The following is a 20656-nucleotide window of genomic DNA, read 5'->3' as shown; positions in this document are numbered from 1 at the left end:
TAATAAGAAAATCATCTACCGTATCTCTACCTCACCTGGAGAGTGTGAATCTATGAATAAAGAGCGTGTTATTTTGTTATCCGATTGTCAGAGCTTTTACGCCTCCGTGGAGAAGGCCTCTAATCCGCAATACAGCAACAAACCGCTTATTGTCGCCGGAGATCCGGCTAGACGAAGCGGGATTGTGCTTGCCGCTTGTCCGTTAGCCAAATCTTTTGGCATTACTACCGCCGAGACCTTGAAGGAAGCACTCGCGAAATGCCCCGAAGTAATCGTCGTCAGACCGCATATGCAGCAATATATCGATGTTTCCTCCCAAATCACGGACATTCTACGCAAATTCAGTGACCTCGTAGAACCTTATTCCATCGATGAGCAGTTTATTGATATCACCGGCAGCCTCGGCTTATTCGGCAGCCCAAGACAGATCGCTACGACCATTCAGGACCTGATCCGCAGAAATACAGGTGTGCGCGCACGTATCGGTATAGGTTATTCCAAGGTTACCGCCAAAATGGCTTGCGACCTGTGGGCCAAGAAGAACCCGGAGGGTCTATTTACCCTCACTCAGGAAGAGCTTCCAGATGTACTTTGGCCGCTGCCCATTAGTGAGTTGTTTATGGTAGGCCGCCGCATGTCTGCGCACTTCCAAAGCATGGGCCTCACAACGATTGGCCATTTGGCAGAGATGCCGATAAGCGAGCTGAAATGGCGCATGCGGGAGAAATTCCATAAAAAATGCGATATCGATGCCGAGCTATATTGGCGAATTGCCAATGGCATCGACGATAGCCCTGTAAGTCCGGCTACCTATGAAGTTGCACCCAAGAGCGTCGGGCACCAAATGACGCTGCCACGGGACTACTATACACTGCAAGAGATCAAGACTATCATTCTGGAACTCTCAGAGCTGGTGTGCAGGCGCAGCCGCAAACTAAAGGTGCATGGTGCAGTCGTGTCTGTTGGCTGCCAAGGCGCCAGCTTTGATGACCCCAGCGGCTTCTCGAGACAGACTACGATGAGCGATCCTACGAATGCAACCCAGCTGGTATACGAGGCCGCCCTCGCTCTTTTCAAACAGCATTGGGAAGGTCAGCCTGTGCGCCGAATTCATCTAAGCCTGTCCAATCTGTCTGACGAAAGCCAATATCAGCTAACCTTATTTGAGTCGCGCCCCCGCTACCGCGAGCTCGAACGGGCCACTGATGCGCTGAAGAATAAATACGGAGAATCGATCATTGGACGCGCCGCATCGTTCACAGATGCCGGACAACTTAAGGACAGATCCGGAAAAATTGGCGGGCACTATAAATAAACAGTGCATCTTTATACATTTTATTTCTTAAACTATATTAAAATATATCCCATATCGTTTATAATGCTATATTGAGGTTGTTATTTTCACACAATGAAGCGACAATCATAAGTATATACACATAGATATGTAACATTCCAGGGGAGGACCGGAGAAGTTGGAAAGCACGAGCAACACTAACACTACCTATTATGAAATCGTTGATCTCTGTCTTCTTGCTGGCAAGATCATGCTGCAAAACGGTGCAGAAACCTACAGAGTAGAAGATACAATGACACGTATGGCTGCTTCTCTCGGTTTTCCAGGGGCACACAGTTATGTGACGCCAACCGTTATTATGTTCACCACAAATAGAACGGAACCCGTTAAGTTATATCGGATTGCCGAGCGAACCACAGATCTGCAGAAAGTCTCGGAGGTTAATGATATCTCGCGGCGTCTGAACGAGCGTCAGATTACAGCCGAGGAAGCTCGGACACGATTAGGAGAGGTCGATGATGCCGCACATGCGTATCCGGTATGGCTGCAAATCATAGCTGCGGCACTTACCGGCGCTTGCTTCACCGTTATGTTTAAAGGCAGCTTGTGGGATGCTCTCCCCGCATTGCCGATTTCCGGGTTAGGTTATGCTGCGGTTATCTACCTGCATCGTCTTGTGCAGACTAGATTTTTTGCAGAGTTCTCTGCTTCCTTCCTGATCGGACTTCTAGCCTTCTATTCTGTAAAGCTGGGTATAGGTCAAGAAATGGACAAAATCATCATCGGCTCCGTGATGCCTCTAGTACCCGGTCTACTCATTACAAATGCCGTTCGTGATCTGATGGCCGGTCATCTGGTCTCAGGCATATCCAAAGGAGCCGATGCCTTTCTAACTGCTTTTGCGATCGGTACAGGCATTGGGCTTGTACTATCACTATTTTAATTCTCCATGTGAAAGAGGTTAGCCCTTCATGATTTTGCAACTTATAACCAGTTTTATCGCCGCGGCAACCTTCTGTATTTTATTTAATGCGCCTAAGCGCGCTCTACTGCAGTGTGGTTTTGCTGGAATGGTAGGCTGGATGGTGTATGTGATCCTTGATGTAGAGTGTGGGCCTGTTGTTGCTACGTTTGCAGCTACTGTAGTTGTGGGCATCGTCAGCCAGTTGTTTGCACGATCCTTCAAAATGCCGGTTATTATTTTTAGTGTAGGCGGCATTATCCCACTTGTTCCGGGTGGCCTTGCTTACGATGCTATGCGCAGATTTGTGGAAGAAAACTATAATCTGGCTGTAGAAATCGCTGTTCGGGCATTAATGCTCTCTGGCGCAATTGCAGCTGGACTTGTACTGAGTGAAGTTATCGGACAAATGTTCCGCCGGCGTGCAAGCAAAGCATAATCTTCATACAACCAACGTCATCTCATAGATTCAAAAAAAAGAAATCGTCTCTTGGTATAATGAGGATCATCCGTCCCTCTTCCAAGAAGCGATTTCTTTGTTTACTGTCCTATCTACACAAGTACTGCTACAGGTTCGACCTCCGAATCAATACTATTGATCCGGTTATTTTTAATCCAAGAAAGTCCTACGGTACCCTCACCCGCATGAACAGCCACGGCAGGAATGTAAGTCATAATCTCCGTACGTAAATCAGGTGCCATCTCTTTGATGTCTTCTTCTAGCTTCAGCGCCATTTCTAAATTATTGGAATGCATGATGCACACATCGCTAACAAGTCCAGCATCCTGTTTAAAGATATCTAACAGCGCCTGCTTCGTCTTCTTCATCGTACGGATTTTTTCCACAACAATGACCTTCCCCTCGTCAAAACGCAGCAGCAAATTTATCCGCAATAATTGACTAAGCACTACTTGTGTACCAGAAACACGCCCACTACGGTGAAGCTGGGACAAGCTTGCAGGAATTAAGTAGAAGGACATATTTTGAATGATATTCTCTATCTTTTCTTTAATCTCTAGGCCAGTAAAGCCCATCTTGTGCCAATGAATACCTCGCGTGATCATTTCCCGTATCGGATAAGCGCCAACCTTAGAATCAATTCCAATGACATTAGCTTCCGCTATTTCAGCACCTTGCATGGAAGCATTGTATGTTCCGCTAAGCCCTGTCGAAAGATGCACAGCAATAATCTCATCATATTCTTCCTTCAACCGTTCGTATAACTCGATAAACTCACCGATTGGCGGCTGTGAGCTGCCTACTTGATCATGCTGACGCATTTTCTCATAGAACTCATCGATCGTAATATCTATATTTTCTTTATAACACTCGTTGTTAATAATCAGACGTAAAGGAACAATATACACATGGTTGTTCTTGGCGAACTCAGGATCGATTGTACATGTACTGTCGGTTACCCAGGCAATTGATTTCATGGTCACTTGTCACTTCTCTCTTTCATGAAAGGAATAGTAGAATGTTTGAAGAGACAAGGGCCACTAAACCTTCTCGGCCAATGAATCACTCTCTCATCCTGTACAATCAACATACGAATAGACCAGCGGTTTAGGAAGTCCTCGTACGTATTCGTAAATTATACAAGATAACGAGCGATAAGATAGGCAAAACAGGACGATAATGCAAATTTTATTCATCTTTTTTCAACTTTATTCGACATTATTTCACATTATGTATGACGAATATACCTATCCTAATAGAGCCACTTCATGTTATGTAAAAGCCTAATCACAGCAAAAATATCCCCGTCCCCGCCCTCACCGTTCTTACATAAATCAGCGCTTGGTAGTTACATTAATAGGTACTCTTTACAGTTGTTACAGTACGGGGCTAAGTTATGATTTGGTCAGATTTGGCCCGGCATCTGTCAATTTGTCCAACTTTCCCTGTTGGCGGGTTGCGCTCGCCTTTATGAAGATCAGTTACCTTCTGCTGTGATAAAGCTTAGCTTATTACGGTGTAAGTAAGTCTACCGTCCAGTTTTTCTCCTGAATTTTAAAATCCAACTCCCGATAAGACTTAGACAGCTCATCAATCTGCTTCTGAATCTGGGCGACATCCACCGTTCTCTGGAAACGAACCTCAGAGCGGCTGTACCGATCCTGAGTGATCGATGCTTGCTCAAGCAAATCGCTAAAAAGCTTCCGCAGCTGAAGCATTTTATCCCGTTCGGCTAGGGCATCGGCAATACTCCACTTCTCATTGAAGGCCACAGATGAATTCGTTCGATTAATTGCTCGAATCAAAATCGTCTGCTCGTTAACAGCTATTTCCAGCTCACGCAAAAGAGCCTCCGGCTGTTCTGCCGGTTCTTCCCCTTCCTGCACCTTAACGACCCGATCGAGCCGCTGCTTTAGCTGCGCGATTTTACGAGTAAGATCACTTCGGTTCACTAATGCTTCCGCAAGTTTCATATTTGAGTTCCCCCTAAGATTTTCTGATAGCTGGCGATATCCAGTCTTCGACCAAATTTACAGCCAATCTCCTTGAAGTAGGCGCATTGTTCATATCCATTCTTTGAGAAAAGCTGGCGACTGCGTTCATTCTCTGCGCAAACGGTAGCTACTAACACATGGAAATCCAGTTCGGCAGCTCTCTCTTCAATAAAGCGTAAGGCATGCTGTCCTATTCTTTTACCCACACAAGCCGGTTTCAAATACACACTAATCTCCCCAGAGCTATCATAAGCCGGCTTACTTTTATGTCTAGCAATCAGAACATAGCCCTGAATAACATTGTCCCAGGATAATATAACGTATGATTTGAACCGCGGATCATCATTCATCACTGATTGCCGCATTTCGTCCAAACTTAAAGGCTCGGTATGAAAAGAAACCGTAGTGTTCAGCACGTAATAGTTATAAATATCGAGTACATCCGACAGATGCTCTTCGCGAATTTCAGTGAATAACAAACTTTCTCCCATTACTTTGTTCAACACAGCTAATCCTCCCAAATGGATGTTTCCAAATGATCGACGAACTTGCGTAATTTACCGGCTAGCTTGCGGTTAATGGTTCCATCCTGGTACATTTGCTGGACCTTATCCCGTTGCTCCTGAATAGCTTTCAGTTTCAATTCAAGCTTTTGATCATCAACAAGACCATCTTTAGTCCAGCCTTGTCCCTGCTGGAGGCGTGAGATCAGCTTCTCGTAACTGTCTGCGACCTTCTCAGCTGCTTTACGGTTGTTCTCATTCTTACTTGCATTAATAGCAGCAATCGCTGCATGGGACATAGAGATCTTAGCTTTTCTGGCACACTCAGCCTGTTGCAGCATCAGTTGACTAGCTTCCCCTTCATTCTGGCCAGAGAACATCCCCGCAAACAGCCGTCTAATCTCTGTAATGGAGATTCTGATCTGAGAGTTTAGACTTCTGGCTAGAAAGACTTCACTATGATCCAAGAATTCTTCCATCTTCAGCGCCACTGAGGCAGGAATCTCATTGTTGGCCAGCAATTGGCTCAGCTCTTTGCGTTCGGCATGCAGACCCACAATCCTTGCTTCAACCCCAAGTCGGCGGAAGTTCTCCAATGCGGGGTCATTCGCCTGATCTTCGCGGTTAAGACTATAAACTTTTTCTTTAAACTCACTCAAAGCTGGCAATGCAGATTCCTTGCTCTCTTCTGTCATCATACTTTGAAGCAAGGTTATCCCGGCGGCAACAACCTTAGATTTGGCCGCCTGCTCAACCTCAGTATCACCCGGTTCAGCAACCGGCTCTTCTTTACCTGCGAGAATTGGTAAAAAGATACTAGCGATCAGCAGTGACATCAGAATCACACCCGCAGCGATAAAGATAATTAGATCACGTTCAGGAAAAGGTGAGCCATCCCCTAACACAAAAGGAATCGAGAAGGCACCGGCTAAAGTAACCGCGCCTCGCACTCCTGAAATTGTCAGGATTAGCATAGACTTAATAGACGACTTTTCCATTTTTTGCAGGCCGGCGCCAGCCAGGGAGAACACATACACCCATATAAAACGCAGCACAAAAAGCAGCAACGTTATCGCTAATACATAACCAATCACCATAAGATTGTCCACAGCTGTATCCCGGTAGATCACTTCAATAACATCTGGAATCGACAACCCGAGAATAAGGAAGACCAAGCCATTCAAGATGTAGAGCAGCACAGACCATGTGCTGGCGGACACCAGCTGTAGCTTATACTGTGGCGAAACTGCACGGTCCTTCTCGACAGCATGAATTATGCCTGCTGCAACCACAGCTAAAATACCGGATACCCCTATTTCTTCACTAATCAGATACACAATGAAAGGAGTCAGGATTTGCAGCAGCACATGCACTGTGATGTCCTCCATCCCCAGTCTGCGAATAAATACGCTGAACCGAATCAGGAGGAACGCGAGTATTGCTCCGACAATTAGTCCACCTAGAGCAATAATCACAAAGCTAATAGAGGCTTTCGGCAAAGAAAATATGCCTGTAACAGCTGCTGCAATAGCGAAGTTAAACGCAACAAGACCAGAGGCATCATTCATCAATGATTCACCCTCTAGAATACGATGAATACTCTTGGGAAGATGTACTCTCCCAGCGATTGCGCTTACCGCCACAGCATCTGTCGGCGATAAGATCGCTGCCAGCGCAAAAGCAGCTGCGAGTGGAATGGTGGGGATCATCCAGTTAATGGAATATCCAGCGATAAGCACTGTAGCAAATACCAAGCCTAGTGCCAGCATTAAGATTGGAGCACGCAGGTTCCATAACTCATTTCTTGGTGTTCGCTTTCCGTCATTGAACAAAAGCGGCGCAATAAATAACACGAAAAACAACTCTGGCTCCAGTGACATATGTATTCCCAAAGGCAATAGTACGACCACTACACCCAAGCCAATTTGTATTAAGGGTATCGGCACGAAGGGAATGAATCGGTTTATGATGTTGGATATTGCGATAAGCCCAAGTAGGACGAGTACAACTAGAAATGTCTCCAAACCACATCAACTCCCTTTTTTTTATTTGATTATTATATCGCAAAGCTTTAGGCAAGGGCAAAATCTAGCAAAAGATTCTCAATAATAAAACCCCCTACAAATTCCACAAAAATTCCATCAGATATATATTGACATAAATATTTATTTGTGTTATAATAAAATGTTTACCTATTGTGTTCGTTTCTAGTTTTGAGTAATATATGCATTAGCCTCACGGCGTCGCTCTTATTATCAATCACGGAGGGATATTATGTACATTGCTCAAGGAATAGAAATGCTCGAGATTACAGCGCAGGTTATGGGTGGAAAAGACACGATTTACCCCACGCTACTCTGGGATGGACATGCCGCCGTACTCGTCGATACCGGATTCCCGGGTCTACTCTCTAATTTCAAAGAGGCTCTAAAAGAAGCGGATGTGCCTTGGCAGAAGCTCCGCACCCTTATTATCACGCATCAGGATTTAGACCATATTGGTTGCCTCCCTGCCCTATTGGCTGAAGAAGATCTAGAGCTTACTGTTCTGGCTCATGAAATTGAGCAGCCCTATATTCAAGGAGAGCGAATGCTCCTTAAGCACACTCCCGAAGCATTAGCGGTGGCAGCGGCTATGATCCCAGCTCATGTACCTGAGGAGTGGCGGCGTGCCTTCCTCTCTGTATTAGCCCATCCTCCTAAAGGAAAAGTGGATCAAACACTTGTGGATGGAGAAAAGTTACCTTTTGCCGGTGGAATTACGGTGATCCATACCCCAGGCCATAGCCCTGGGCATCTCAGTCTTTACCATCATGATAGCCGTACACTTATTGCTGCCGATGCCTTGACCGTTCAGAATGGCGAGCTACAGGGTCCCACTCCTTCCGCCACACCTGACATGGAGCTGGCTTTGTCCTCTCTGACCAAGTTCTCTGAGTATGAGATCGATACGGTCATTTGTTATCACGGCGGACGCTACCGCGGAGATGCAAACAGACGTATTGCTGAACTAGCAGAAGGAAAAGGAAAGCTGTAATTGTACAAAAGAAGACAGAGCCTGAAATCCGGCTCTGTCTTCTTTTTTCATATATGATCGCTATTCTTAATTATCACTTAAGACTCTGAACCCACCGTAAACCGTTCACGAATATGCTGCGGCTGTTCGATTTCATCAACAATAGCAACGGCATAGTCTTCGTAGCTGACATAACTCTCACCTTTGGAGTTCACCAGAAGATTATCCTTACCTTTTACATAAGAGCCCGTTCTTGTGCCAATGGCAAAATTAGCAGATGGACTAACAAAGGTCCAAGAGAGTGAATCTGTTCCTTGTAGTATCTCCAAATTCTTAGCTTGATTCGTCGCTGTTGGCTTAATAAAGTCAGGAAAGTCATTCGTATCCGCTACTTTAAGCGTTTTGGCTTCATCTACATAAAGACTTCCTGCACCGCCAACTACAATCAATCTTGTATCGGGTGAAGCCTTCAAAGCTTCAATAAGCACATTCCCGGCATCCACATGCAGATGTTCTTGTCCAAACGGCGCACCAAAAGCATTCACAACCACGTCGAACCCCTGCAAATCTTCAGTGGTAAGCGCAAATACATCCTTTTCGATGACATTCGCTTTCCTATTTGTTACTTTAGATGCATCCCGTACAATCGCTGTAACTTCATGACCTCTATCCAACGCTTCCTGCGTAATTCGACTTCCAGCTTTTCCACTTGCTCCAACAACTGCGATTTTCATATGATTGTCCTCCTGAGTTTACGATGTTTTCGCTTTAGTATTTATATCAAGAAGCTCCTGAACGATGGTTCTATCGATATCGAGATCAAATTTTCTCCCCCAAAAGCATTCCGTGCCCCGTTGAGTGATCCGATCATAGTCTTCTATCGTTAGTGTTCTAGGATAATCCGGTCCTGTTTCCCAATCTGTATACCGCTTAATTTCATTCAGTACATGCATCTTATAAACGCTATTCAAAATTATCGTATGGAAAAAGATTTCATCTCCACATAAAGTGTTCCTAAAAAATCTGACGTATTCCGGAGAGCTTTTTGTAAAATCCAAGATGTATTCCATACATTCACCTGTAATTGACATCCAGTTCGAGCCTTTATATAAACCTTTCGGCAAAGCACCTAATTTTCTTTGCAGAAACGGAACGCTCATAATTAGTTTAATGTACCTCATTCTGATCGCTGTCATACGCCGGGTCCTTGAGATGAGGAACCTAGGATAATAAACTGAGACCCGCTCGTAACATCCCCAAGTTTCCGCTGCATTAGGCAGCTGCAAATACTTCACAAATTCCTTACCCTCATTCATCTTAAAGAAATCTAGAATCACTTCATTTGAAGCTAGAGGCAGATCCTGACCGCTTAAGATGTGAATATAATTGAAATCCCCATGTTCTTTGATCAGCGAAAAGCACTTCAAAATGCATTCAATCTGGCTGTAATGCCCCCACTGCACATCAATAGGCTTTTCCACAAAATGAATATCGTTACGATGAATAATATCAGCCTCAATATTACTTTTCTGATCGACATGCAGGAAAAACTCTACGGACTCGTTAGTTAAACTATCGATTAGCATATTGATCTGCTCCGGATTTTTATGACAGAGAATTATATACGCCATTTTGAATGCTTCCAACAAACTTCACCCTTCCGCCCACCTATTTCCAATATTATAAAATAAATGGACGAAAATGGATATAGATTTATCTTTCTAAAACAAGTCTGATTCCAATGTTCCATGGATCTTGGAATGTAGGATTTCCATTCACTTCTGTAACTGCGTAACCAGCCTGCCGAACTCGCTCCACCACAGCGTTACGTTCCTCTTCATTCGCAAGAATTAAGGTAAAATAATCAATCCCTACAGTATCAGCTGGAGCCGCAGGTGCGCCCTGTCCGGCCCAAACATTCAGCCCGATATGGTGATGATAGCCACCAGCAGAGATAAACATAGCAGCACTTCCATAATTGGCTGTTAGTTCAAAACCAAGCAAATCGACGTAGAAGGCTTTCGCCTTATTTAAATTCCCCACATGAAAGTGTACATGCCCTATCACTGTTCCTGCTGGCAGCCCGTTCCATGATAAACCTTCAGAAGCTGCCAGTAGTCCATCTACATCCACTGGATCAGTGGACATCATTACATGCCCTTCCGCATCATATTTCCATTCACTCTTAGGTCGATCTCGATAAATTTCAATCCCATTATTGTCTGGGTCCTGAATATACAGTGCTTCACTGACCAGATGATCGCCCTGCCCCACCTCAATCCCCGAAGAGATCAAATTACGCACAACCAATCCAAGGCTGGGACGATCTGGAACAAGGATAGCAAAATGATACAACCCAGCCACAGAATTAGGACGGATCACCCGCGCATTTTCAATCTCCCGCAAAATCAATAACACATTCTGACCGTCAGCGGTCATTTCAACTTCGCGGCCAGTCTGCCGTAAAACGCTTAATCCCACAACATTCTGATAAAAGGTGAGCGAACGCTCCAAATTGCTTACTCTAATCTGCACCAGACCGATCTGAGTGTCTGGTTGAAGTATTGTTTTAGTCTTCATTATAAATTCCTCCTAATCGCGCTGTAACTGTTATAGTTACAAATTAACTATCTTTAGTATAGTTACCTTCTATATGTTTGTCAATTACCTATAAAAAATCATGTCGACTGGTTCACAGCCAAACATGATTCACAAGAACATATAAGAAGTAATTCAAAAAAAGGTTTCCGGGTATTTCAACTCTCCCTTAATCCTCTGCAATACGCCTTCCTTCAGCTCACAGACCATAAAGACTCTCTCCGGTACCTCAAACTGCTTCAACTCGAGCCCATGTGGCCCTGCGGGTTGAAATCCGAATCTTGGGTAATATTCGGGATGCCCGATCAAAAAAACAAGCTCATATCCAAGCGTTCTACATCTTTCTAACCCTTCTTGGATCAGCGCCTTGCCGATTCCTTGCTTCTGAACGTTCGGCAGAACAGCTAATGGGGCTAACGCAATCACATCAGATAACTTCTCCCCATCTTGAACTACAGCCTTACTTAACAGTAGATGTCCTACAATCTCATTATCCTTTTCCGCTACAATCGAGAGCTCCGGGATAAACCCCTGCGAATTTCTAATGTTTTCGACCAACCGCGCTTCATCTTCCCGATCACCAAAAGCCTTAACATTCACTTGAAATACTCCATTATAGTCTGCCACAGTTTCTGTTCTAATTCTCATTTTTGTTGCTCCATTCCAGAAAATATTCGGATACACTGGATTCCAGAAGGCCGATCAAATCTTCATCCATATACTTATAGTCATCAGCTATGTTCAGGCAAATTATTTTTTTGCCAATTACACAACCTCTAAATTTATCTTGAATTCTTCGAACATGTTTCTTCTCCATCAACAAAAATCACATCCGCCCAACCCAAATGCCCTTCAGAAATTTTGATTCTGGCATGATCTTCAGTCCCTGCAGATCTCACTTCATGACCATCAATTCCTTGAAAGATCTTCTCCGCAGTTAGACTCCGCCAGCGATTCTGGCTGCAGACAAACAGTAGTTTAATAAGTGCACCTTCCTTATCCGATTGTTAAAAAGATATTTATTGTCTCGCCTGCTTCGTGTATTCAATCAACCAACAATCTCTTAGCTCTCCTTCATGTTGCTCGTGCTGTTCAAGGTATTTCTTCTTCACAAAGCCAATCTTCTCATATACTCTAAGGGCTCTCTTATTCCAGGCTTGCGGGTCCATGACAATTTTGTCCGCTTGTTTTATTTCGATAAGATACTTAACCGTTTCTTTAATGAGCCGTGAACCAATTCCTTGATTCCATAAAACAGGCTCGCCAATGAACTGGTCCATCCCAAAGATTTGACCTTTGAATCCCACGTAGCCGTACACTTCTAATTCTTCATCATCTATAAGATAGAACTGGAGATAACCTATATCCCGCTCCTTGTATTGCACTATACACCGCGTGACTTCTGCTTGCTCGTCGTAAAAATGCTCCCTCACCAGCTCCAAATCATGCGGGCGATCACGGCCTTCATAGAACTCCAGTACAACGGGATCTGAGAGCCATTTTACAAGTAATGCGGCATCGTTTAACTCAAGTGTTCTCAGTCTGATCTCTTGCTTTTCAAAAATAATCATAACGCGCCATACAGTTCATAAAGAGGTCTGTAGCTTGGATGTTCTTCTATTTCCGTTACGACAACACCTTGCTCGGAGTCAATCACACGGTAGGCTTTAGCTACTTCTCTGGTCGACATCACTTTATATTCATTATCTTTATAGATGATTGCACAATTGTTATCCACCGCGATTCCCGGCAGACCTCCACCTTTAACCATGCGTGTAAAATCTTCAACCCGAATATCCTCATTATAATGCGGACAATGAATGCCCGGCAGAATCCCCATGGCTGCAAGCTTGATATACTGCCATTCACCCTGGTCGTCGAACGCTTCAGAGTCACTATGCCCATATTCAAACCAACAGATGGAACCTGCGCTAAGCCCGGCCAATACGGTTCCAGAGGAATAAGCTTCTTTCAAAAGCGTATCTACCCCTGTATTTTTCCAAATCTCCAGCATCTTTCGGGTATTGCCTCCACCAACATAAATCAAATCAGCAGCTGTAATTAAATCTGTAATCTCATCCTGAGTGTAGGTTTGGCTCACAAGCAATAAGTGACTTGTTTCACATCCGAGAATATCGCCATATACTTTGCTAAAAGTATCACAATACCCCGGCGCATCACTACTGGCTGTTGGAATAAATAACGCCTTCGGCTTAGCCTTTTGAGTTAGCTGCACAACTTCACGATCAATTTCCAGCGTTTCAAGCTCGATTAACTCTCCCCCGCCAATAACTACGATAGTGCCCATGTTTTCCCCTTCTTTCACTAGGATTACATCCTATTGCTTACTCTTGGCTTACCGATGCTTGCAAAATATTCCTCTGCCAAAATGCTGTAAATCTCCAGATCCACCAGCCCTTTACCTGACCATACATGCGCCTGCCTTAACGTGCCTTCTTTCGTAAAGCCATTTTTCAAAAGCACCCGCTTCGATCGTTCATTAAAGGGCATAACCTCAGCTTGAATTCGATTGACTTCTGCAGTCTCAAATAAATATTTCACCACTAACTGAATGGCCTGAGCTGCAATCCCTTTGCCCCAATAAGGTTCCGCCAAAAAGTAACCGATCGTCACCATATCCACCTTTTGATTAAAATCCATAACTTCGATGATACCTAGCAGTATGTAAGGGTTATTTTTGAGGAAAATCCCCCATTTCACTCTCACCCCTTTGGTAAAATCACGTTCGAAATGGCCGATCATATTCTTGACTGTATCTTTATTATGTTTCGGAATAATCCCACAGTACTCAAACACTTGATCATTGCTATATATCCCAAATACCTCATTAAGGTTGCTGACTTCAATCTTTTTCAGTAATAATTGCTCGGATTCCAAAGTAGGGAATTGCTCAAATACGTGACTAAGCTTCAATTTGTTCCCTCCATTACTTTTTGATGGCTTGGATTAAGGTTGCAGTTTGATTTTTTGTTTCCTTTATTATCCTTTCCTTTATTATCCTTTCCTTTATTATCCCCGGACACTTCCCCTGTACTGCGCGGTTCTAAGCTCACGAATATAAGGCTCTGCAGCTGGCATATCTGCCTCAACGGCCTGTTGAACGGCTAACTCGATGTCATAAGGCACTCTTACAAATTGCATATTTAAAGGAGCTGCTGACCCTCCCATGTATTCTCCCTCCATAATCACATAAGATGCCTGGGTTAAATCAAGCGGATTCCCCACACTGCCTACATTAAATAAAGTCTTGCCTTCTAAATGTTGAATAAAAGCATTATGAATATCCCCGTAACCTACGATATCCGCTTGTCGTTTCTCCTGGCAGAGATCAGAATAATCAAACAAAGATAATCGCTTTTCATAATCATCCCAAGGTTGAACACGTTCATACAGGCTTCGTGGCGAAGCATGAAATAATCGCACAAATTTACCACTCATCATAAACTCAACCGAAAACGGCAACGTGCTTAAATAATCAAGACGTTCTTGACCTAATAACCCGCGGCACCACCGAGCCATCTCAAAATCAACATCCTGATTCATTAAATCATCCCAGTTCCCCATAACACTGATTTCACAATTCTTTTTTATGATATCAACGGCTAGATCTGAGTTCGGTCCTTTTCCAACAATATCGCCTAAACAAAAGACTCTGCTGATTCCCCGCTGCTGGATGTCATCTAAAACGGCCGTAAGGGCCGGTATATTTCCATGAATGTCTGAGATTATTGCAATTTGCTCCACTGTAGAACCTCCGTATATATTGATCTTTAAAAAAGTTACTTATCCTAATTCTAATTGTACTGCATCAGCGACTGTGGCTCATTTATAGGGCATTTTTGCTTCTCATTTTGCTACTTTGGATGATTTCAGCCAAATCTGAGGCATTTATACCGTACATTTCATCATTCCAGCGACTTCAGCCCATTTCAACGGCATTTATACCGTACATTTCACCATTTCAGCCACTTCAGCCCATTTCTAAGGCATTTATACCGTACATTCCACCATTCCAGCCACTTCAGCCCATTTCAACGGCATTTATACCGTACATTCCACCATTCCAGCCACTTCAGCCCATTTCAACGGCATTTATACCGTACATTCCACCATTCCAGCCACTTCCGCACATTTCAACGGCATTTATACCGTACATTTCACCATTTCAGCTACTTCAGCCCATTTCTAAGGCATTTATACCGTACATTCCACCATTCCAGCAACTTCAGCCCATTTTAACGGCATTTATACCGTACATTTCATCATTCCAGCTATCTTGTTCTAGTCCCACTTAATCTTTTGTAAACTTTATGGATTGTAAAATATCCTCTATCCTCTTCATGTCTTCTTTATGTACTTCATCCACACTGTAAGGGAACTGCACCATAAATGACATTTCCGGTTCCTCAATAACGTAATAGATAGCTTTCCCTTTACTCCCTTCCTCTTCGAATACTTCAGTTTCGTACTTTATGGACTCTAACTCGCCTAAACTAGCTTTACTTTTTGTCAGCTCCGCCCCGTTGTTGTAATTCGTTTGGGCATCCCCGAGCCATTTGTTGACAAGCTCCATATCCTTAGGCTTAAATCCAAAGAGCATTACTCCTGGACCTTTAAGTCCCTCAGCAGGTTTATAATCAGTCGTAGAGACTATCAACCATAATGGCGCTCCATACTTCTCAGTTACAACCCAATGATCCGGATAGTTAAAGGTGATTCCAAAATTCGCATCCTCGTATTTAGTGGTATCCCTTGATTCATTACATCCGGTAATCATTACCATAATTAGTAGTATAGGCAGTAATTTCTTTAACATTCTTTAGCTCTCCCTCAATGTATGTATGTATATTATCTTTAATCCGGCTTCTAAATACAGATTCTATATTCCCTCTTACTTCCCTTCTTTGTCCATAAACCTAATTAAGCAAAAAAAGACCAGAATCACGTTTTCACATGTTCTGGCCTTCCTTCTAAGCTATGATATGGAGTAATCATAATTCAGGCATTTCATTCACAATCTGCTCCAATGTAACCTCCTGGAGAACATTCTCCATTGCTTTTTGGGCGAGTGAGAACACAGGTACAATTGCACTGGCTATATTCTTACCAACAGGACAATCGGGATTAGGATGCTCATGGACAGAAAACAACGAGTCCTCTTCCACCGCATTAACTGCCTTATAAATCTCCAGCAGCGTAATCTCGGATGCGCTACGTGTAAGCGAAGCGCCTGCGACTCCGGGGCGGGCATTTACTAGTCCTGCTTTTTGCAGCATACTCGTAAGCCGACGGATAACTACAGGGTTTGTGTTTACGCTACCAGCTATCCACTCCGAAGTGCTTTTGCCTTCTTTATTGCTGTCAATCAACGTTAATATATGAATGGCTACCGCAAATCGGGTGCTAATATTCATAGAAATCTCTCCTTCTGCCTTGCTGCAAAACATCATTCAGATGCAACTATAATAGTTACATTTCATGCGTTTGTCAAACTTTTGAGGATATGAACAACTTAAAATCTATCAATATTCTCCATATAGATTAGGATGGTATATTTTCATGAAAAAAGATCGCTGGGCAATATTTTTAATAATAACAGTTGTCTTTGAATTTATTAATATAACTTACAGTTTAATATTCGAACAATCCATAGAATGGTTTTCTTTGATTATATTAATTCTCTTTGTTTCTTTAATTGTTAAGTCTAATATAAGTAAAAACAAAAAAATGATTAAATACAACTGCCAAATGGCACTCGTATCCTAAGTATCTTTTCCTATGTGATCGAATTCCTTTAGAATCTCAGCCACCTGGGCAGCATATTTTTTACTCAGACGCGATTTGCCAAGATTACTCTTCACAATCTTAATGATTCGGGCATCTCGGCTCTTTGCAAATCTCTCCAGCATAACAAAGCCTTCTTCAGGCTCATTCGCCACAAATACACTCAAGCTGTATTCAAGTCCCTTAGATAATACACGAAAATGCTCAGCGTCCTCATGTTGCGCTCCCCCACCATCTATACTCTCCATGATTCGGGCAGCCAACTGAAGACAATATAGCGTATTTTCTTTCTTTTTTAAAAGAGGAGGATGCGCTAATGCCGCTACAAAAGCCCGTTGTTCAAGCCTGTTCGCACCTTTCTCCCACATGTCGATCAGCTGTCTAAGTAGGGTGAAATCATCCTCCCCTATACTTTGCAGCGCCATAGCAGATGCTTCACGTACCCTCCATCGCGAGTCATTCATAGCTGTCTTAATGATGTTTTGAATCACTACTTGCTGCTCTTCTCCACCGTAACTGTAATAAGCACCGAACGCCCTAATCGCACAAAACGGCAGAAACTCACGGGGATCATTCACCCCAGCTTCAGCTTCAGTAATATTAGTCCAAGAGACGAGCAGCTCCCAGCCTGTATCTGTTAGATTAGGATGCGCGAATTGTTTGGCGAAATGGTCTGAGAGCTCCAAATTCACTCGTGGTCCTGGGAGTTTACTCTCCTGCATCATCAAATCATTAAGCTGTACCCACAGCTCCTTATCGTTTACCCATTGCTGAAACGGCACTTCAATCATCTTTTGCTCAGCCATCTCTGGTCCCTCCGATAGTTATCTTCAGATTCGAACGATTCCTTGCATCGCGTATGCGAGTTTCCTGTTCCATCAATATTTGATCAAATCTCCAGCATTAATCACTCATGGACATTTTACATCACATCAATGGCTTATGCATATAACCGATGAGGGAATATTAACACCTTGGCAGAAAACTTCAAATCTAGATAAAGCGAAAACGTGCAAGACAAAAAGCAACTTATCTGTAGATAAGCCGCTTCTCTGTAACAAGTTCAATATCACCTAGGCTTAGATCGTTAAAAAGCATCCAATAGTTGCATGCAATCCTGGTGAAATTGGCATTGGTTTACCACTGAAACCTCCCCGGGAAATAAGGGGTTTTGCGCACATACGGCTAATTTATATTTCTCATCAATATGATACTGCTTAAAGTGATACAATCCGATTGCGTCATGGTTCTCCAATTGAATTCCGTTGTTTAAACGAAACGAAAACGAGTTCAATGGAAGAGATAATCCCTTCCCTATCGCTTTGATATAGCTTTCTTTAAGTGTCCAAAGGTCAAAGAACAGACTCATCCGGCCCATCTCTTCACATTCCGTCAATTGGACATATTCATCTTGCGAAAAAAAACGCTTAGCAATATTAAGATCGGCTTGCTGAATCTGCTCAATGTCAATACCGATCGGCAATTCATCCAATGCGCAAACCACCCATTCTCCTGAATGCGAAATGTTAAACTCTACAGTACCCCCCCTTTTTTTTAGGGAGGGTTTTCCGTAGACATTTGTAACAAACTCGATATCGCGGTTGTTCACTTTTAACCGTTTATTTAAGCTTACACGAACCAGCAATTCAGCAATAAGAGAATGCTGCAACGCTTCCACTCTTTTAAAGCGTTTAAGCCGCTCTCTCTTTTGTTGGGGGATGCGCCACATTAATGTTTCTAACGCAGGTTCAGATATTAGCTCAGCCACCTTCACCCCGAAAATCTCCATCGCTCATCGCTACTCCTTCAGCTCATAAGTACTTGCGAATCCTATTCATGAAAGGACAACACGTCATTCTCTATAAAAGCAGCTTTCTCTACAATTTTCCGCTTATAATTCCTTACTTTTGCATCATCTTTCTCTCCTTGAAGTGCAAAAAAACTATCCCGTGTTTCATCAGAAATTCCCCAGAATTTTTGCATCACCAAGGAAGTATGCATGTAGCTTTCTTCACCATCTTTATAAATTCCAAAATCAAAAAGCTGTTCCTTCACCTGTTCATATAGCTGTGTGCCAACATAAGGAACATTGATATTTATCACATAATTATCAGCCTTTAAGGCTTTAAAAAAAGGTAACATCTCTATATAATCTTGGTCATTGAATCCAGGGCATCCCAGTAAAATATAGGCTGTCCGTTTGATTCCCGCCTCCGCTGCCATGCGGAAAGCTTCCTCGACTTCCGTCAATCTAATTCCTTTATTCACCACTTGCAGCATCCTTTGGTTGGCCATTTCCACACCAAATTTCAAATGCACGCACCCCGACTGCTTCATCTTATCAAGGATATTCTGTCTCACACAAATGTCCACGCGCGCCTCTGCCCACCAGTGAAACTCAGGGTACTCCTCTTTTAGTTCAATCAGCAATCTAAGCATTTCTGAGGTGCGTTTGCCTAAGCCCGGCAGAAAGATCATATCTGAGAAATAAAATCCAAATACATGCATATGTTCAATGCGGTAGCGGATTTCGCTAACAAAACGTTCGGGAGACATAAAGGAGACATTGCAGCCGCGCAGCGAGGGCTGATAACAGAATGTACAGCGTTTGGGGCACCCGCGCATAGACATAATGTAGTCCCAGTCTTCCGGCTTATTTTTCTGCGCTAAATATGAATCTGTCAGTATCGGAAGATCGTTTAATTGCTGGGCCCATTTAACAGGCAGCATTCCCCTTGCATTCCCCTCTACTACAGAAACCGCAAGATCCTCGCCTTCTCCAACAATGATCGTATCCAAATCAGCCGTGTCCTTCAGCTTGGCATGTTTAAGCAAATGTCCATAACCAATACAGGTAACCTTATCTCCCCATCTCTTCTTTATCTCTTTTGCAAGGTATGCACAGGACTGAGTACTTCCAAGCTCGACAGTAGGCATTAGAACATCGCCAACACCAATAAACACATAATCAGGCTGAAAGCGCTCTAGCTCATTTATTACCATATCAAAGCTTTCATGCCCCCGAGTACAACGTTCCTGCATAAGCCAGCTGTTCATAGTCATACTGTACCGCTCTGTATAATCATGATCATCTGGAGCATTATCGCCATTAATTAACGTGACTGCATGACCCCTACGATGCAATATCTCCGCTATGTAATGCATAGCAGGACTGATCCTATTGTTTTTCGACTCAATAAGCCGGTAAAACGGGGGAATAACACAGGCTACTCTTTTACTCTGACGATCTGCCATTGATTTCGGCCTCCATTGTTAAATTTTAGTGAAACTGAGGTCTGAATCTGAGACGATGGAAGAACCGACTTTGGCAGCGGAACCGGGAAGTGTTCCAAATCTGGCACCCAAAAAACTGGCAGAGAATTGGGGCATCCAGCCATGCACATTAAAGCAGCCATTTCGGTCAAAACCGGCAATTAACATTCCCGAACGGTCGTATCTCCCTCTTGGAAGCCAAATCCAGTATTCCGAATCCGGGGTATTACCTGTCAAGAATCTCACTCTAGCCACGAAAAGAAGATACCTTTCCAAACTAAAGTTAAGATGCCCGCTGTCTTCCACTAAGTGTGCAACCTCTAGCCCTGTGTGTTTCATTAATGAAGGCGACAGCGCAGCCGCTGTTCGAATCCAGCAATCTTCCTGCTCCGTTGCGGCTGTCACAAGTGGATCTTTTAAGGCCCAGCTTGAAATTCTTGTAAGCTCACCAATCTGTTCCCGTGTAATTCCCTTGGGAAAGCACAAAATAATTTCTCCATTTTCTCTCGATGAACGAATCTCTTCGCTTGTAAAAGGACAAGGCGATAGTTCGAATTTTCTGCCAATGATCTGATCTACCCCCATCCCACGATACCAGGATTCAAGCTCCAGACGCAGCATTTCGGGATCATCCGGTGAATGCTCAAGGTTTGCGGTAAACCGTTTGAGATCCGTCCGCTGAAGCACATTTGCGTTTAGCATATTATCTATAAGCCTTAACATTTGGTTCTTAGAGTTCTCCATTTCAATAAA

General features: G+C 43.4%; 21 protein-coding genes and 2 pseudogenes. 4 read left to right on the top strand and 19 right to left on the bottom strand.

The features are described from left to right. Positions 1-52: 52 nt before the first annotated feature. The 3 genes from PODO_RS11470 (at position 53) to PODO_RS11460 (ending at position 2694) form a co-directional block, all read left to right on the top strand. Positions 53-1315, top strand: a complete 1263-nt coding sequence (locus PODO_RS11470) for a DNA polymerase IV (RefSeq protein WP_038570147.1) — start codon at positions 53-55, stop codon at positions 1313-1315. Positions 1316-1472: 157 nt separating this feature from the next. Beyond that, positions 1473-2237, top strand: coding sequence for a threonine/serine exporter family protein (locus PODO_RS11465; RefSeq protein ID WP_051491428.1), 765 nt, complete (start codon positions 1473-1475; stop codon positions 2235-2237). 28 nt (positions 2238-2265) lie between these two features. Then, the gene (locus tag PODO_RS11460) at positions 2266-2694 is read left to right on the top strand and encodes a threonine/serine exporter family protein (protein ID WP_036685970.1); all 429 of its coding nucleotides are present in this window, start codon (positions 2266-2268) and stop codon (positions 2692-2694) included. A gap of 113 nt (positions 2695-2807) precedes the next feature. Here PODO_RS11460 and PODO_RS11455 read toward each other — a convergent pair whose 3' ends face one another. From PODO_RS11455 to PODO_RS11440, 4 genes are all read right to left on the bottom strand, one after another. Further along, positions 2808-3692, bottom strand: a complete 885-nt coding sequence (locus tag PODO_RS11455) for a DegV family protein (RefSeq protein ID WP_038574380.1) — start codon at positions 3690-3692, stop codon at positions 2808-2810. A gap of 534 nt (positions 3693-4226) precedes the next feature. Continuing rightward, positions 4227-4688, bottom strand: coding sequence for a DIP1984 family protein (locus PODO_RS11450; RefSeq protein WP_038570144.1), 462 nt, complete (start codon positions 4686-4688; stop codon positions 4227-4229). Continuing rightward, positions 4685-5215 carry a GNAT family N-acetyltransferase gene (locus PODO_RS11445; RefSeq protein WP_244886468.1) on the bottom strand — a complete coding sequence of 177 codons (531 nt, stop codon included), beginning with the start codon at positions 5213-5215 and terminating at the stop codon, positions 4685-4687. The genes PODO_RS11450 and PODO_RS11445 overlap by 4 nt, the downstream gene beginning before the upstream one ends. Positions 5216-5217: 2 nt before the next feature. Further along, the gene (locus PODO_RS11440; RefSeq protein WP_036685967.1) at positions 5218-7236 is read right to left on the bottom strand and encodes a Na+/H+ antiporter; all 2019 of its coding nucleotides are present in this window, start codon (positions 7234-7236) and stop codon (positions 5218-5220) included. Between the two features lie 250 nt (positions 7237-7486). Here PODO_RS11440 and PODO_RS11435 point away from each other — a divergent pair, with 250 nt between their 5' ends. Beyond that, complete coding sequence (locus PODO_RS11435) at positions 7487-8248, top strand: MBL fold metallo-hydrolase (RefSeq protein ID WP_036685965.1); 762 nt, start codon at positions 7487-7489, stop codon at positions 8246-8248. Positions 8249-8325: 77 nt separating this feature from the next. Here the strand turns inward: PODO_RS11435 and PODO_RS11430 are convergent, their stop codons facing one another. From PODO_RS11430 to PODO_RS11355, 15 genes and pseudogenes are all read right to left on the bottom strand, one after another. Next, positions 8326-8961 carry an NAD(P)-dependent oxidoreductase gene (locus PODO_RS11430; protein WP_036685963.1) on the bottom strand — a complete coding sequence of 212 codons (636 nt, stop codon included), beginning with the start codon at positions 8959-8961 and terminating at the stop codon, positions 8326-8328. 18 nt (positions 8962-8979) lie between these two features. After that, positions 8980-9858, bottom strand: coding sequence for a beta-1,6-N-acetylglucosaminyltransferase (locus tag PODO_RS11425; RefSeq protein ID WP_036686534.1), 879 nt, complete (start codon positions 9856-9858; stop codon positions 8980-8982). An 82-nt stretch (positions 9859-9940) separates the two neighbouring features. Continuing rightward, positions 9941-10807 (bottom strand): VOC family protein, encoded by an 867-nt coding sequence (locus tag PODO_RS11420; protein ID WP_036685961.1) that lies wholly within the window; start codon positions 10805-10807, stop codon positions 9941-9943. Positions 10808-10960: 153 nt separating this feature from the next. Next, on the bottom strand, positions 10961-11473 hold the full coding sequence (locus PODO_RS11415; RefSeq protein ID WP_036685959.1) for a GNAT family N-acetyltransferase: 513 nt from the start codon (positions 11471-11473) through the stop codon (positions 10961-10963). Continuing rightward, positions 11463-11808, bottom strand: a pseudogene (locus PODO_RS11410) (low molecular weight protein tyrosine phosphatase family protein). Before PODO_RS11410 ends, PODO_RS11415 begins: the two are co-directional and overlap by 11 nt. Positions 11809-11844: 36 nt before the next feature. After that, the gene (locus tag PODO_RS11405; protein ID WP_036685956.1) at positions 11845-12396 is read right to left on the bottom strand and encodes a GNAT family N-acetyltransferase; all 552 of its coding nucleotides are present in this window, start codon (positions 12394-12396) and stop codon (positions 11845-11847) included. Further along, positions 12393-13151, bottom strand: a complete 759-nt coding sequence (locus PODO_RS11400) for a Type 1 glutamine amidotransferase-like domain-containing protein (RefSeq protein ID WP_141240364.1) — start codon at positions 13149-13151, stop codon at positions 12393-12395. Before PODO_RS11400 ends, PODO_RS11405 begins: the two co-directional genes overlap by 4 nt. Positions 13152-13156: 5 nt before the next feature. Then, the gene (locus tag PODO_RS11395) at positions 13157-13759 is read right to left on the bottom strand and encodes a GNAT family N-acetyltransferase (RefSeq protein ID WP_051491425.1); all 603 of its coding nucleotides are present in this window, start codon (positions 13757-13759) and stop codon (positions 13157-13159) included. Positions 13760-13855: 96 nt separating this feature from the next. After that, positions 13856-14590 carry a metallophosphoesterase family protein gene (locus PODO_RS11390; protein ID WP_038570142.1) on the bottom strand — a complete coding sequence of 245 codons (735 nt, stop codon included), beginning with the start codon at positions 14588-14590 and terminating at the stop codon, positions 13856-13858. Between the two features lie 547 nt (positions 14591-15137). Beyond that, the gene (locus PODO_RS11385) at positions 15138-15662 is read right to left on the bottom strand and encodes a hypothetical protein (protein ID WP_036685952.1); all 525 of its coding nucleotides are present in this window, start codon (positions 15660-15662) and stop codon (positions 15138-15140) included. A 175-nt stretch (positions 15663-15837) separates the two neighbouring features. Further along, positions 15838-16260, bottom strand: coding sequence for an Rrf2 family transcriptional regulator (locus PODO_RS11380; protein ID WP_036685950.1), 423 nt, complete (start codon positions 16258-16260; stop codon positions 15838-15840). A 348-nt stretch (positions 16261-16608) separates the two neighbouring features. Further along, positions 16609-17436 (bottom strand): hypothetical protein, encoded by an 828-nt coding sequence (locus PODO_RS11370; RefSeq protein ID WP_051491424.1) that lies wholly within the window; start codon positions 17434-17436, stop codon positions 16609-16611. 377 nt (positions 17437-17813) lie between these two features. Further along, positions 17814-18404 (bottom strand): annotated as a pseudogene (locus PODO_RS11365) (4'-phosphopantetheinyl transferase family protein); the annotation flags it as partial. 56 nt (positions 18405-18460) lie between these two features. Beyond that, a complete protein-coding gene (locus tag PODO_RS11360; protein WP_036685945.1) occupies positions 18461-19885 on the bottom strand; it encodes a B12-binding domain-containing radical SAM protein in 1425 nt (474 codons plus the stop codon). A gap of 18 nt (positions 19886-19903) precedes the next feature. Further along, entirely contained in the window at positions 19904-20647 is a 744-nt protein-coding gene (locus tag PODO_RS11355) for a hypothetical protein (RefSeq protein WP_038570138.1), read from the bottom strand. Positions 20648-20656: the final 9 nt, after the last annotated feature.

Origin of the sequence: Paenibacillus odorifer (assembly GCF_000758725.1) — a bacterium.
Taxonomy (GTDB): domain Bacteria; phylum Bacillota; class Bacilli; order Paenibacillales; family Paenibacillaceae; genus Paenibacillus_AQ; species Paenibacillus_AQ odorifer.
The sequence above is the reverse complement of the archived record's forward strand: the minus strand, read 5'-3'. Positions and strand labels throughout refer to the sequence as shown.

Excerpts from the sequence above, each read along its gene's own strand:
- PODO_RS11470 (WP_038570147.1), top strand. The coding sequence starts at position 53 with ATGAATAAAGAGCGTGTTATTTTGTTATCCGATTGTCAGAGCTTTTAC.
- PODO_RS11460 (WP_036685970.1), top strand. The coding sequence starts at position 2,266 with ATGATTTTGCAACTTATAACCAGTTTTATCGCCGCGGCAACCTTCTGT.
- PODO_RS11455 (WP_038574380.1), bottom strand. The coding sequence starts at position 3,692 with ATGAAATCAATTGCCTGGGTAACCGACAGTACATGTACAATCGATCCT.
- PODO_RS11450 (WP_038570144.1), bottom strand. The coding sequence starts at position 4,688 with ATGAAACTTGCGGAAGCATTAGTGAACCGAAGTGATCTTACTCGTAAA.
- PODO_RS11435 (WP_036685965.1), top strand. The coding sequence starts at position 7,487 with ATGTACATTGCTCAAGGAATAGAAATGCTCGAGATTACAGCGCAGGTT.
- PODO_RS11430 (WP_036685963.1), bottom strand. The coding sequence starts at position 8,961 with ATGAAAATCGCAGTTGTTGGAGCAAGTGGAAAAGCTGGAAGTCGAATT.
- PODO_RS11425 (WP_036686534.1), bottom strand. The coding sequence starts at position 9,858 with ATGGCGTATATAATTCTCTGTCATAAAAATCCGGAGCAGATCAATATG.
- PODO_RS11420 (WP_036685961.1), bottom strand. The coding sequence starts at position 10,807 with ATGAAGACTAAAACAATACTTCAACCAGACACTCAGATCGGTCTGGTG.
- PODO_RS11415 (WP_036685959.1), bottom strand. The coding sequence starts at position 11,473 with ATGAGAATTAGAACAGAAACTGTGGCAGACTATAATGGAGTATTTCAA.
- PODO_RS11405 (WP_036685956.1), bottom strand. The coding sequence starts at position 12,396 with ATGATTATTTTTGAAAAGCAAGAGATCAGACTGAGAACACTTGAGTTA.
- PODO_RS11385 (WP_036685952.1), bottom strand. The coding sequence starts at position 15,662 with ATGTTAAAGAAATTACTGCCTATACTACTAATTATGGTAATGATTACC.
- PODO_RS11380 (WP_036685950.1), bottom strand. The coding sequence starts at position 16,260 with ATGAATATTAGCACCCGATTTGCGGTAGCCATTCATATATTAACGTTG.
- PODO_RS11370 (WP_051491424.1), bottom strand. The coding sequence starts at position 17,436 with ATGGCTGAGCAAAAGATGATTGAAGTGCCGTTTCAGCAATGGGTAAAC.
- PODO_RS11360 (WP_036685945.1), bottom strand. The coding sequence starts at position 19,885 with ATGGCAGATCGTCAGAGTAAAAGAGTAGCCTGTGTTATTCCCCCGTTT.
- PODO_RS11355 (WP_038570138.1), bottom strand. The coding sequence starts at position 20,647 with ATGGAGAACTCTAAGAACCAAATGTTAAGGCTTATAGATAATATGCTA.